General features: G+C 54.7%; 9 protein-coding genes and 1 pseudogene. 3 read left to right on the forward strand and 7 right to left on the reverse strand.

Going from position 1 to position 13,636, the window contains the following annotated elements; translation table 11 throughout:
* Positions 1-6: 6 nt before the first annotated feature.
* From nadD to nrdR, 5 genes and pseudogenes are all read right to left on the reverse strand, one after another.
* Positions 7-642 (reverse strand): nicotinate (nicotinamide) nucleotide adenylyltransferase, encoded by a 636-nt coding sequence (nadD, locus tag FHS27_RS19790; RefSeq protein ID WP_246420294.1) that lies wholly within the window; start codon positions 640-642, stop codon positions 7-9.
* Positions 635-2,035 carry a hypothetical protein gene (locus FHS27_RS19795; RefSeq protein ID WP_184306592.1) on the reverse strand — a complete coding sequence of 467 codons (1,401 nt, stop codon included), beginning with the start codon at positions 2,033-2,035 and terminating at the stop codon, positions 635-637. Before FHS27_RS19795 ends, nadD begins: the two co-directional genes overlap by 8 nt.
* Positions 2,032-6,930 (reverse strand): outer membrane protein assembly factor BamB family protein, encoded by a 4,899-nt coding sequence (locus tag FHS27_RS19800; RefSeq protein WP_315854631.1) that lies wholly within the window; start codon positions 6,928-6,930, stop codon positions 2,032-2,034. The genes FHS27_RS19795 and FHS27_RS19800 overlap by 4 nt, the downstream gene beginning before the upstream one ends.
* A 167-nt stretch (positions 6,931-7,097) precedes the next feature.
* Positions 7,098-8,258 (reverse strand): FtsX-like permease family protein, encoded by a 1,161-nt coding sequence (locus tag FHS27_RS19805; RefSeq protein WP_184306593.1) that lies wholly within the window; start codon positions 8,256-8,258, stop codon positions 7,098-7,100.
* A gap of 182 nt (positions 8,259-8,440) precedes the next feature.
* Positions 8,441-8,896, reverse strand: a pseudogene (gene nrdR, locus FHS27_RS19810) (transcriptional regulator NrdR); the annotation flags it as partial.
* 226 nt (positions 8,897-9,122) lie between these two features.
* Between nrdR and FHS27_RS19815 the strand changes: the two are divergent.
* Both FHS27_RS19815 and FHS27_RS19820 read left to right on the forward strand, forming a co-directional pair.
* Entirely contained in the window at positions 9,123-9,830 is a 708-nt protein-coding gene (locus FHS27_RS19815) for a PH domain-containing protein (RefSeq protein ID WP_184306595.1), read from the forward strand.
* Positions 9,831-9,861: 31 nt separating this feature from the next.
* A complete protein-coding gene (locus FHS27_RS19820; protein ID WP_184306596.1) occupies positions 9,862-10,251 on the forward strand; it encodes a DUF4339 domain-containing protein in 390 nt (129 codons plus the stop codon).
* On the opposite strand, the gene FHS27_RS19825 is transcribed toward FHS27_RS19820, so the two are convergent.
* On the reverse strand, positions 10,252-10,818 hold the full coding sequence (locus tag FHS27_RS19825; RefSeq protein WP_184306597.1) for a methylated-DNA--[protein]-cysteine S-methyltransferase: 567 nt from the start codon (positions 10,816-10,818) through the stop codon (positions 10,252-10,254).
* On the reverse strand, positions 10,815-11,981 hold the full coding sequence (locus FHS27_RS19830; protein ID WP_246420304.1) for an acyl-CoA dehydrogenase family protein: 1,167 nt from the start codon (positions 11,979-11,981) through the stop codon (positions 10,815-10,817). Before FHS27_RS19830 ends, FHS27_RS19825 begins: the two co-directional genes overlap by 4 nt.
* Before the next feature lie 159 nt (positions 11,982-12,140).
* On the opposite strand from FHS27_RS19830, the gene FHS27_RS19835 reads away from it, so the two are divergent.
* Positions 12,141-13,454, forward strand: a complete 1,314-nt coding sequence (locus FHS27_RS19835; protein WP_184306598.1) for a PQQ-dependent sugar dehydrogenase — start codon at positions 12,141-12,143, stop codon at positions 13,452-13,454.
* Positions 13,455-13,636 lie beyond the last annotated feature (182 nt).

The raw sequence follows: 13,636 nt of genomic DNA on the forward strand, positions 1-13,636 counted from the left end.
GCCGCGTTACGACGACTTGCGTTCTTCAGACGAACGGTAAAGCGATTCCTGCCGAATGTATGCTGCGACAGCGTGCGGCACCCGAAACCGAATTGATCGGGAACGTTTCACGCGATCTCGCATGTCGCGACTACTAATCTCAATCACGGGCATTGCGATTTCAGCGTCGGCACACTGGCGAACTTTTTCTTCGGAAGCAAAGCCGTCCAGAATGCGGTAGTCCGGCGGTGCCATTCCACCTCGTGCGACCACCGCCAACGTGCAAAGTTCCAGAATTCTCGCGGGAGTTTTCCAACGATCAAATGAAGCGAGTGAATCTGCACCGATAATCAAAAACAATCTCTGCTCAGCAAACTGTTTGCTGAGTTGTTCGAGGGTATCGACGGTAAAACTAATCCCGTCGCGATCGAGTTCACGCGTATCAATCACGTGCCCCGTCTGACCTGACAAAGCCAATCTCAACATTCGCAATCGCTGAGAGTCACTCGCCACCGCACCTGATTCTTTGAGCGGACTGGTCGCGGCAGGAATCCACCGAACCTCTTCGATCGGCAATTGCTCCAGCGCTGACTCGGCGATCCAAAGATGCCCGAGATGGACAGGGTCAAACGAACCGCCGTAGATTCCAATCGCATTACTCAAACCACTCTCCAATCACTCCAAACATTCTCCCATCGGTCACGCTCGGATCAACGTTCCCAACTTTGGCATCCGTGATTTCCGCCAAACACGCCCGATACCGATCGGCGGCCACATGATCTCCGCGTAGGCAATGAACATGCACGAGACTTTCGACGACAGGTTCCCACGCGGGAGTTCGATCGCGTGCATTCTGCAAGTGCGTAATCGCTTCCTCAACGAAGCCGCCATCCCCCGACGAACGAGCAAACTCAATCGCGAGTTGACCGAGATAAAAGTGAGCTGACGCACGTGTCTTGTCATCGTGAAGAGCATCCAGAAGATATCCCCTCGCCTCTCCGAATCGCCTCATCTCCATGCATCCCCTTGCCAACTCCAGTGCCAACTCCGGGTGACCACCGAAGACTTCGACGGCCGTCTGATAACATCTCGCTGCTGCATCAATGTCACCGACATGACACCAGAGGATCCCCAAAGCGGCCTCGATCAACCCTCGCTTCTGATCGAGTGGTTCAAACGAGGCGAGTTCGCTGTGCAATTGGATAATCTGTTGTCCATCAATTTCCAATCCGCGTGCGGGATATTCACAGGCGCGACGCAGTAAGTCATCACGTTGTGATTCCCGACACACCGAGCTTGCGTTTACTCGCGAAGTTTGATTTACATCGTCCAACGTCAAACCGCGAAAACAGCTCGCCAACTCTTCCGCGATCTGCCGAAAACGCAAGGGTGTGAAGCCGCTCTCCACCGAACGGGAAATCGTCACCTCCGTTAGATCGAGAGGCAAGTTAACAAGATCGTTGACGACATCCGCAGGGGAAACGCCGATCTGTTCACTCGGCAACTCAACGAAATAATCGATATCAATGTCGACCAACGTCTCCGACGGCAGTTCCAGAAACGGCAACGCCTCACGATGACAGACCGTCAGATCGATCCCCAACAAACTGCCACGGATCCAACGAACCGCCCCCGCAGGTTCACCACACACCTTCAAACTCGCGAGATCTTCCACCGTGACGCCTTCGGATTGTCGCAACTGGTCCGTGGCAACCTCCATATCGAAGATAGGGATGTGAGCAGGTGCGACCCAAACCAATCGACGAATTACGCCGAGGCGAGACGCTGCAAACAGAAAATCCTCGATACCGAAACTCAACTCCGCCGAAGTCGCATTATTACGATCGGGCATCAGATGATGCGGCTTCATCCGAGCGAGGACATCGCTGGAGGTTCGGCACTGTCGCAACCGAGCGAGACGCTGGTCAGAGATATACTGCACATCAAGATGGGCATCGAAACAAACCACGACTGCCTCCTTCACACCGCGTCCGATCCAGTGTGCGAGCACTTCAGCGTGTTCTTCAAAAATGGTTGCCTCGATCGAACAGGTCACGGCGTTTCGACTTCGGCATCTGCCTTGATTTCGTCAGAAAACGTGTAGGTCAACAACTCACTCTGAATCGTTGCAATGATCTGATCCCGGTGCGGCAATAATCGCACGTGCGTTTCGATTCGATTGTTTCGGCTGCCGATATTCTTGCCCAACAATTCATGCAAAACGTGACCGTCCGCAATATCCAGCCCCCAAACATCGAGTTCACGGCGTCGCGAAGCACCACTTTGACTCTCAAAATGGGAATGACCACGAACCAACATCAACATTGGGGTCAACCATGGTTGATAGGTCGTCACACCTCTCGCCTGATCAAACGAAACCGACCAAGCCAACTTAGCTCCGCTTTCGTTTTGAGATTCCGTCGCCTCACCGTCGCTCGCAGTGTCGCCGGTATCGTCCTCAGACGCTGCCAATTTCTCATCATCGGCTTCAGCAGCATCTGAATCGGAACCAGCATCTTCAAATTCAGCAGACACAGCATCCGCTGAAGACACAACCTCTCGTTCGTGTGGTTCCTGCCATTCGATGCATTGCACACTCGTGGCACCTTGCACCGACAAACCACTCGCGACCGTGACCGTACTCGTCGTGCTCACGGTCGGTTGCGGCAATCGACAACGTGGCATCAAGAGAAATCGATTCTTCACCTGCACGACCGACAATCCAAAAAGGTTCGGACGCACCGGAACCGAGACGTCGGCGAGTTCATGACCTGAGAACACATCCCAAATCGTAGTACGACCAACATTATCGAGTAGCACGAAATATCGACCATTCACTAGCTCGCCATAGGCCGCCGAGCGATCTTGATCAGTCAAGTTCACCGGCGAAGCGACTCGGCTTTGGACTCGCTCCATCGACAAACAATCAACGATCTCGACGATGTGAGGATCAAACAAATCGACCTGCCCCTCACGTTCGTCGTAGTCCGACACTAACAATGCATGCCTGCCGAGCGTCGCTAAAACAGAATCGATCGGCATCGATTTCGTTTCCACAAGGCCACCGTCAAACGTATCGAAGTACACAATCTGATCCGCCCGTTCACTGAGCACTCCGACACGGCTGTCACCGGCGATCACGCCACTGCCCGCGATCCCCGTGTTACTTCGCCACAATTGCTCGCCGGTCACAGCGTGATAACAAATCAGGTCTTCGCCTTGCAGCAAAAACAATCGATCACCCAAAACCGGCCCGAGTCGCAACTGTGCATCATCAGCATTCGCAGTCGGCGAGTTGGAAACGTACCGGTATACCTGATCGCCGAACTTGGATGTTTCACTGCGTCGTTTCGCAACAGGTTGCCCGTCCGGATGCAAACTCTGCCGCCAGCGTACGATCTCATTGACACCGCCGGTAAACACTCGGAACAGATCGATCGCGATCAATTCCGATGGTGTCAAAACCAACATCAAACCGCCACTGATCGTGACTTCTTTGTCACTCGAGTTGCGATTGGTGAGGCCTTCCACAACAACCGGCCTCGAAATTCCGTCATGATCTAAGAGAGCTAACGGGTTGTTGTCGCTGATCGCTTGCCAACCCAACAATTGCCGCCCCATCAACCGGGTTGTCCGAGCGTACCGGCGATCTGATATCAAGGGTTGTGTCTGCGGCAACCGCGTCGATTGCCATTGCAAATCAACTTCGCTTGGCCACATGTCCGGCGAAATACGTCCCACGCCTAGAACCTGATAGTCATCGAGGGTCTTCGCGATTTCCTCAATTGTTTCCGGTGTCGCGTCAGGTTCCTGGATTCGCGTCTGCAGAACTTCACCGACACGACGCCGGTCTTGATTCCAACCCGAAACACTGTAGACCTGCGCGAGCGACATGAGGCTGGATGTATCGAGTCCTTCCACTGCATCATCCGAAGGCAACCGAATCCCCCATGTCAAACGCTCCGTCGCCAACGCATCGCCTTGTCCCTGATACTGTTTTAAGAGACTTTGTCTCGAAGACGCGATAACGTCTTCCAGTGGTGAGAAGTGCTCCACAATTTGGTCGAGCGTCATTCGGTTCGGTCGAACTCGGTTCACCAGATAATCGAGTAACTTGTCAGCAACGACCGCACGCGTGGATTCATCGGCTTCGTCGGAGATTTCGGCAACACGAGCGGTGACCCACGCCGACAAAGTAAACTGACGCGACGCACCAGGAAAAATCATCGATTGCTGGCTCGCGATTGTCGGACGCTCAATCATCAAAGCGGACAACTCCAACAAGAGATCAAACGCGGCAAGCAAGTCGTCCTGAGTCGCGGTAGTTTCAACCTCTACTGCGTCGTCGGCCTCCAATTGCCTTAGAATTTGCAGCACCAGCAATTCCGCCTGCTGTTCGGGTCGATCAATCAATCGACGCAGCGTATCAAGGTCGGTTTGAGAGATCTCATGTTGCTCACGCAGGCTGCCCAACATTGCTTCGACCGACAACGAAATGACATCGTCGTTATCGGGATCGATTTCGCGGGCCTTGCCGAGCAGCGCCAACGCTTCGGCACGACGGTTCTCCTCCATCAAGAGTTCCGCCTTGTGAACGATCGCGACCAAGTCGTCGGGGTCATCGGCCAAGATACGATCGACTTGCGGACGCAATGATTCTTCCCCGTAGGCAACCGCAATCGTCGTGGTCGCTTGAGAAATAATCTCGCCATCGACTGCAATCAGATTACCGAGCGGATAGCGTACATTTCGTCGCGAGAGAACACGTCCCGACGCCAAACCGATCTCAATCAATTCATCGCTGGTCGTGGGCAAGAAATAACTTGAGTCCCCAAACACACCGCGTCCGGAAACCCGTTGCCCCGGATGCATCATGTCACCAGGTGTTGCCCATAGTTCCGACCCCGTATTCAAATCGTAGGCCATCATGCGATCAGCACGCACGATGTAGTATTGGTTGTCCCGAATACCCGCGAGATAAAAATTCTTCCCTCGCGGTTGAGGGCGAAACCGATCCTCCCCGGTGACCACATCCGCCACAATCATGCGATCGGATTCGACAGGCGTCAGTGCAACGCTGGTTCCGTGACCGATCGCGACGGAAGTCATCCAACGCTGACTCAATTGGTTCATCGACATGTCGGACGGTTGTCGCAGTGCGTTCTGAGCAAAGTTCGCGTTTCGTTGATGATGCTTGGCCCAACGCAACGTGCGGTCGATCAAGTCAACGGCGATCGTGACACCTGTTCCCGTTGGACAAATCAACAACCCCTCGTGATACGTCGGCATCGCGCCCGCAACACGGCGAACCGGATCGGTTGTGATTCCGCTGGATTCAATCGAAACCAGAACCTGCCTCCACTCTTCGCTGCCGTCCTGCGGATTCAAGCAAACCAGTACGATCTCGCCAGACATCTCTGCCATGACGTACAACCGACCTCGAAACGGTAACGGAGGGCCCAAAAAGAAAGCCTCCGAAAAACGAGACGGTGTCGTTTCGTTCGATCCCAATCGCCAGAGCAACTTTCCTTCGGTGGCGAGGTCCAACGCCACGAGGGTATTCTTGCTCGCTTTGACCGATCGCATTCCACGCATCCCGAACGGGTTAAACCGCTCGACTTCGACCAACCTAAGATCGTCGATCATGTAGACGCGTTCGCCATCGCTGGCGATCTGGCCGTACGGCACGTCATTCCAAACCCTTTGCACCAAAATGTCTTTGGGGTCTTCTTCGCCGCGACGATCCATTGAATCATCATCCGACGTCGGAATGGCTTCCGGTGGCGCGAACCATGGATATTGCCAAACTCGTTTACCGGTTCGGTAATCGACGCCGAGCAATCGTTCCGTCGTTCGCATCAACAATTGCTCACCCACACGCAGCGGCATCCATGAAGGCGGCGGCAACTGACTGGTTGCTTTGAGTTGAGCCGTTTCCGCTTCGAGCATGCGTTCCTGTCGCGGACTTCCGGAAGACTCCACAACCCATCTCGGGTTACTCAACGGCATTTGGCCACCGGAATTTCCGCTGCGGTTAGGACGACCGCCCAAATAAGCATAGTCATCAGCCTCGGCGTCGATCGTGAACGCCATCGACGCGAAACGCGATCGGACCGCCACTTCCCAAGCCACAGCATCGAAGTCGCTGGCTTGGGTTGTTGCGGTAGTTCGAAAATCCGACGGAAGCCGAGTCGGTTGCGGCAATGAACGCCCCGACATCGCGCAGGCACCGGCGTGTAACCAAATCACTTCGTCGCCAAGTTGGTCGATCGCACGCGGCAAATCAACCACATCATCGAGCAACAACGAAACCGTCAATGGGTTTCCCAGTAACCACTCACGCATCGCGAGCAGATACGTCGCCCGATAACCAGCCTCGGTGTGAAAAAACTCGCGCCGGACCTGTTCCACCGCATTCCAATCGCGGCTCGGTTGGGCATCCTGGAGGAGCTTCGACGCGAGCGGACCGTAACGAAGTTCATAAATCTCGAACGCCCGCTCCGGCAAATTCCCGATCATCTCACGGACTTGACGAAAAACCGTAGTCGGCCCGTCCTCATCAAATTCATCGTTGTCCTCATCTTCATCGAGAAGCCGTTCGATACGCTGCTCTATCATTCCGTTTCGCAACTGCTGCACCGAACGGGCCGGACGCAAGAAGTAGTCCTGCGTGCTCTCCGATAGGTCATCGTTGGCAACTCGCCGCATCAGATCACCCAACCGAACAACCGCGTCGCTGTATCGCTCTTGGTCGAGTGCTTCCTTCGCTTCGCGAATTTGTTGACGCACGCTTCGCGGAGGCGGCAATAACTCAGATGCGCCAGTGTCAATCGTCGCGCGAAACAACCCCTGGGCGTTGCAGTCCGTCACGCCGATCGATAGACCGATCCACGACAGAAGCACAAGCTCCACCAGTAGCGTTGGCACTGCCAAATTCACAGAACGTTTCACATCAATGCCTTTGAACAACGAATCAGCGTTTCAGAGCGGAAATGATATTAATTGTAGGGTTTGTTTCAGAACGAAAAGCAATTCCGGAGTGCTTTTTTCGGTCCGTCGGGTCGGCGCCCCCGCCTGAGCGTTATCACCTCGCTCGGTAGACGTGCACGAGCACTGCGTCAAAAGAGACTCGCCGGATCGGCACGCAGCAATTTACGAAGTGCCAACAGACCGCTGATCAGACACATCGATGTCGTCAGCCCGAGAACCAACAACCCTCGCGGTATGGTCAATCGCATCGGCAGACCCGAAAAATGCTCCAGTCCCCAAAACAATCCCCATGTCACAATGACGGCGGGGATAAAGCCAAACAAAGACAAGTAGACTGACTGCTGCGTCACCAGACCGATGAAATAACGGTTCGGATATCCCATCGCCTTGAGAGTCGCAAACTCCGGCATCGCATCCTGCAAGCTGGTAAACAAAATCTGGTAGCAAATGATCACGCCGACGACGAATCCCATCACTGTTCCAATCAAAAAAATCTTTCCGACGGGCGTTTGTCCTTTCCAGAAATCGGTCTCTTGCCGCTGCAAATCTTCTCGACTCAGAACCCGCCACATCCGCGGTGCTAGCTCCGTCAAACGGGCCGCAACCTTGGCTGGGTCCTCACCCTCATGAATGCGAATCATTCCGACGTCCACGACTTCGAGCGGCCTTCCATTGCCACGAATCGGAAAGTACTCCGCGAACTCGCGTTCTTGAACCATCAACGTGCCTTCGTTGGCAAAGTCGGTCCCGATCGTGACCCTGCCGACAACATGAATCCGTTTGCCCGCCAACTCAATAACCTGTGAGGCGAGTTCAGCGTCATCGTTGGCGAACCCATATTCGCTGCGCGTCTTGCTATCGATCAACGTTGCACCAGGCGGCTGCAATTTATGCCGGACCTCGCTCAATCCTCGGATTTTCAACCACCCCGGTTCGGGCACCGAGACAACGCGAATCGGCCTGGATTTTTTGCCCGCGACACGGACCTGTGCCAACCACAACTCGATCAATAACGGTTCGACCTCACTGACCGCGGGATCCGACATTGCTCGACGCAGTAGATCTTTTGGAAACCGCTGATCCACCGGCAACATGTATCTCGCGGGACTGATCGCAACCAAGTCGCACTCCATCAATTCGATCAACTGGACCGGACTGTCGAGCAACGCGTTTCGGAAACCGTTCTGCGTGAACATCAAAACGGCGGCAAAGCCGACGCCGGCTGCAGCTAAAAAGAGTCGTCGGGGTTCGTTGACGAGATTCTTCCAAGCCAGCGGTGTACGTCTCATGAACGTTCCCCGGCGGCACGTGATTTCTTCTTCAATTTCGATCGCTTCTCTTTGTCAGGCGATTTGTTATTTCCCGAATCACCTCCGCTGGCCTTCGTCGCGGTAGCCCGAGAACGTTCAGACGGGACTGACGTGCCAGACACGGAGGGTGATTTTGACGTCGCGATCGGTTCCCTGCTCTCTTCCCGACTCTTGTCCAAAACGGAAATGATTCTCAAGAAATCCTTCGCATCAGAAAACTCACGATAAACACTCGCGAACCGAATGTAAGCAACTTCGTCGACAGTCGCGAGAAATCGCAGAACGACCTCACCAATCTTTTCCGCCGGGATCTCAAAATCGAACTCGGCATAAATCGCCGCTTCGATACTTTGAACGGTGGCTTCGATCGTCTCGCTCGGCACCGACCGCTTCGAACAGGCTCGTTCGATCCCCCGTCGAATCTTCTCTCGATCGAACGGTTCCCGGGTTTCGTCACTCTTCACCACGCGAACATTCAACGCCTCGATGTGCTCCATCGTCACAAACCGACGCCCGCATTCTTGGCAAACCCGTTTGCGACGCACCCGATATCCGGCCTGGGCAGATCGCGAATCGAGCACTTTGTCGTTATCGGAATGACAGAACGGACAACGCATGACGGGGGTTTGATTCCAAAAAAGCGAACGGGGACGACGGATCGGGAGAAAATACAAGACTCTCACGAGATTCTGAGCCCTGTGTTATATTCCATCGGGCCCTATTACCCCATGGCAACCGATGCGTTCCCTGACACAATTCGGTCCCTGACTCGCCAACGCCCCTCCGCGTTGTTCGCGGAGTCGGTCACTTTTTCGATCATCCTGACGCCCCAAGCACCCTCCCATGAGCGAATCTGAGCATCCCGACGACGCCCCTGCTAACGATCAACGCCCCATGGCGGATCCCACAGGCACCGCGGAGAAGTCCCCCCACGCGGAAACGTCCTCGACCGAAAAACGCCCCGAGACGACAGGCAAGGGTACGGTGGATCCGAGCCTAAATCGAAACCGCTCACCACGGGAACGATTCGAACAGGAAGTCGCCAGCCGACGTGAATCCCTCGAAGATCACGATCCCGAAGAATCCCTTTGGAGTGGCGGATACAGCCCCAAAGCCATGGTTGGATGGTGGATCGGGCTAACCGTAGTCTCCGTCGGCCTGCTAATTGGGGCCTTCATGGTCCCCCAACTGTCCCTCTCCGTCGCGTTGGGTATTATCGTAATTCTGTGGCTTTTGGTCGCGGCAAATTACGCTCGTATGCGTTTGGGGTTCCACTACGAATTGACCAGCCAGCGTTTCATTCATAAAACGGGATTGCTAACCCGGCGTACCGACCGTATCGAAGTCATCGATATTGACGATGTCAGCTACGAACAGGGCCCCGTCCAGAGGCTCTTCGGTGTTGGCTCCATCAACATCACGAGTTCGGACCGTTCGGATCCCGAATTGCGTCTCATCGGTATCGATAAGGTGAGTGAGGTTTCTGGATTGATCGATGATGTGCGTCGAACCGAACGCCGTCGACGTAGCCTCCATATCGAATCCATCTGACGTCCTTTTTTCAATTGCCCCGATCATCCCGATGACCGCTTGGTACGTACAACGAGAACACGAGGAACTCGGCCCGCTCAAACCGGCCGAGTTGCTTTCGTTAGTACGTGACGGCAACGTTTTGGCAGAAACGATGGTCCGCAAAGATGACTCGCCGTGGTTCGCTGCGAGCGAAGTCGGTGGCCTTTTTGAGGCGGCGAGACGCCCGACCATCGAACACTACTGCCCGCACTGCGAAGACGTCCGTGTGGCCAGCCCACCGGCGACGTGCCCCAAGTGTGATCGCATTCTCGCCAAAACACGGCAACGGATTATCGAGCATTCCGTCGGGACATCAAAATCGAGCTTAGGCGTCTCAAACGGCCCCACCGCATCAGCACGGCGGTGGTTGCAACGACGCATGGGACGCGACCTGTCCTAATCAAACGCTCGCGTGCGATAGCAGCGAGTCTTGGCCAAATGCGACCGCTTCATGGTCCAACAAGAAACGCTTGCGGTCCAATCCCCCGGCAAATCCAGCCAACCCGCCCCCCCGCGATACCACGCGGTGACAGGGAACCATGATCGAAATCGGATTTCGGGCGATTGCCGCCCCAACGGCTCGAACCGCCGCTGGTCGCCCGATCGATTCCGCGATTTGGCTGTAGCTGCGAGTTTCTCCCGGAGGAATCAATTGGAGCTGCCTCCAAACTTGCAACTGAAACTCGGTCCCTGAAAATTCGCAATGCGTGCGAAAGGTGCTACTCGCACCATCGAAATACGCCTGCAACTGCTCAACAATTCGTCTTGTGGCGTCGCGTTGATCCCACTCGAGGCTGCTCATCTCGGATCGCCAATTCTTCGGCTCCGGATGATGGTCGCAAAAGTACAAACCAATGCACCGGGCATGACCATCGGGATTTTCGCTGACGCTGATCCTCAACAAGCCCACCGGGCTTTCCCATTGCGTTTGCAGCCACTCGATCGCCGGCGACGTCACTTTTTTCACGAAGCCATTCCTGATAATTCACATACATGCGACATAGTCAACTCATTCGGACAAGACCATACCAGAAAGAACAACGCCTCGCGGCACCAGCGTCCGACGCTGTGATTCTGCACATATCCCGTCCCCTTAGCGGCAACCAACGCAGCCTGCGTCGAACGAATGACCAAATCGTTGGCATGGCTACGAATCTGCGTGGCATCTAAACCAGGTTCTCCCTCGGCCGCTGACAACAGTTGCCGTTCGAGGTCCTGCAATTCAGCTTCGAAAGCTTCGGTAGGTCCCAGCAACGAGGCCCGCTGCTCTGCATTTCGGCGTAGATAACCTATCGCTGAACGAGACAAACCGATCGCCAATGCTGACGTCTGCAGAGACCCGGTCCCGCCGTTGGGTGCTGCACTGCTGCTCACACGATTCGCCGGATCGCGAGGCCCCGAAACGATCCACTCGCTGCCGATCGTAACGCGATTGAACTCCAATTGATCAGTACCACTGCCAGAGAGCGCCACCAACGAAGCGCCCTCACCGCACTGGATCCCCGGTAAGTCGACCGGAACGGCGAACAAGATTTCCTGGCCATCATCACAAACCGCTCCCACGACGACGACATCGGCAACACCGACTCCGGTCACCCACGGAGCGATTCCGTCGAGTTGGTATGCGTGAGGCTCACCCGCCCACTCTTCCGATGTCGCGTGAACCGGTTCCGCCCGCAAAACGGGACGGCTCAAATGCTGCCGGCTCGTCGCTAAATGACTAATACCAACCGTTGCAAATTGTTCGCCGGTCATCAGTTCCGGTAACACTTGTTCATGCAGTAAAGTATTGTCGCTCTCGACCATCCGGCTGATCGCCGCCACGAACTGAGTCAGCACAAAAGCGGTCGTCAAATCCGCCGATGCAATCGCCATCAATCCCTTGAGTCGCTCCGCAGGAGTCCAGCCCCAACCGCCAAGTCCGATCTCGCCCTTCGACGCCGGAGTAAACCAGCGTGGCACCCCCGCTTGCATGCAGTGGTACCAGGCCCCCGCAGGCCAGTAGTCTTCACAGCGGCTCAATCTTGATTCACGACCAACATCCTCGACCAATTTATCGAGCGGAAAATCAGCGAAACTGACATTAGTCGCAACCTCGCAGGGTTCAGATTCAGAGTGCATAGTAGACATAGTGAAAAGTACTCATAAAGAAAGGAAGATAACGCCTCAATCCAAAGGACGCGAAATCGAATTCGTATTACCGCCCCCTTTCGCATTCGATTAACTCAGTCAGTTAAAATACGCCCGAACCCAACCAATCCCCCGTTAAAGAAACACTTTTAATTCAGCATGAATACATCAATCTACCGCTCAATCATCTCGTCGACCCGCACGGCGGTGATCGTTTGTATAACCACCGGTACAACCCTCACCACAGAACATGCAAACAACAATGCCTGTGCCGAAGATGTCCAACCGTCCACTCAAACCATCAACCTGGCCGATCCACCTGCTCATTTGAATACCGAGCCGATGCCGATCGAAGTCGTTGAAGCCTATCCCAACCTTCGCATCAGTCGCCCAATCATGATGACCGGTGCAGGCGATGGTAGCGGGCGACTGTTCGTCGCCAGCCAAACAGGTGAGATTTACTATTTCGATCAGGACGATACGCAGGTCGAAGAACCGAATCTGTTCCTCGACCTAAGCGACCGGGTCATCTACAAAGACCGCGAGAATGAAGAAGGCTTTCTCGGCCTCACGTTCCATCCGCAATTCAGCCAAAACGGTCGACTCTACGTCTACTACACCACTTCCGCACGTCCGCACGTTTCCGTCCTGAGTGAATTCCACACCACCGACGGATCACAAAACCGAATGGGTGACCCCAAAAGCGAACGGATATTGATGGAAATCCAACAGCCGTTTTGGAACCACAATGGAGGCACCGTCACCTTCGGACCTGATGGCTATTTGTATATCGCCTTGGGCGATGGCGGCAAAGCAAACGACCCACTGAATTCGGCTCAAGACATGAGCAAGGTTCTCGGATCTGTCCTGCGAATCGATGTCGACTCGCGCGATGAAAACCTTCCCTATGGAATTCCTAAGGACAACCCTCTGGTCGGTCGGTCGAACGTTTGGCCGGAAATTTACGCGTGGGGAATTCGCAACATTTGGCGGATGGCATTCGACCCCGTGACCAACGAACTCTGGGCCGCCGACGTTGGACAAAACGAATGGGAAGAAATCAACATCATTCGCAAAGGCGGCAACTACGGTTGGAGCCTACGCGAGGCTGCTCATTCGTTTACGCAAGGCGGCAAGGGGTCCGGCCCCAGCGATCGATTGATCGAACCATTGATCGAATACCCACACACGGACGATTGGGGTAAATCGGTAACAGGTGGACTCGTTTATCGAGGCAAGCAAACACCAGATCTTCAAGGTTACTACCTGTATGGTGACTACGTCAGCGGTCGACTGTGGGCGATGAAAATCGATCCAGAAACGAAAGCAGTTACTGAGAACCGACCGATCGCGTGGCAACAACTTCCCGTATTCACATTCGGTCAAACCGAATCCGGAGAAGCCCTCATGAGCACCATGATGGGCGGAGGAAGAATTTACCGATTCGTCGCCAAGAAAACCGAATCGCAATAACCGCTGGCTTGACCGCCAATCAGATCATGCCGTTGGATTCCATGACGTTGTGGGATCCGGCGGCAAATGACTCACGAATCGGTCATCAACACCCAGCGCTGACTCTGCGGTCCCTTGAATCGCAAGCGTTTACTGACCGATTCTTAACAGACACGTGCCGAGCCGAACCCACGATTATCGCC

This window comes from Aporhodopirellula rubra, from assembly GCF_014192335.1.
GTDB lineage: Bacteria > Planctomycetota > Planctomycetia > Pirellulales > Pirellulaceae > Rhodopirellula > Rhodopirellula rubra.

Bases quoted from the DNA above. Each gene is read 5' to 3' on its own strand.
- FHS27_RS19820 (WP_184306596.1), top strand. From the start codon at position 9,862: ATGACCGCTTGGTACGTACAACGAGAACACGAGGAACTCGGCCCGCTC.
- FHS27_RS19805 (WP_184306593.1), bottom strand. From the start codon at position 8,258: ATGAGACGTACACCGCTGGCTTGGAAGAATCTCGTCAACGAACCCCGA.
- FHS27_RS19835 (WP_184306598.1), top strand. From the start codon at position 12,141: ATGAATACATCAATCTACCGCTCAATCATCTCGTCGACCCGCACGGCG.
- FHS27_RS19815 (WP_184306595.1), top strand. From the start codon at position 9,123: ATGAGCGAATCTGAGCATCCCGACGACGCCCCTGCTAACGATCAACGC.
- FHS27_RS19830 (WP_246420304.1), bottom strand. From the start codon at position 11,981: ATGTCTACTATGCACTCTGAATCTGAACCCTGCGAGGTTGCGACTAAT.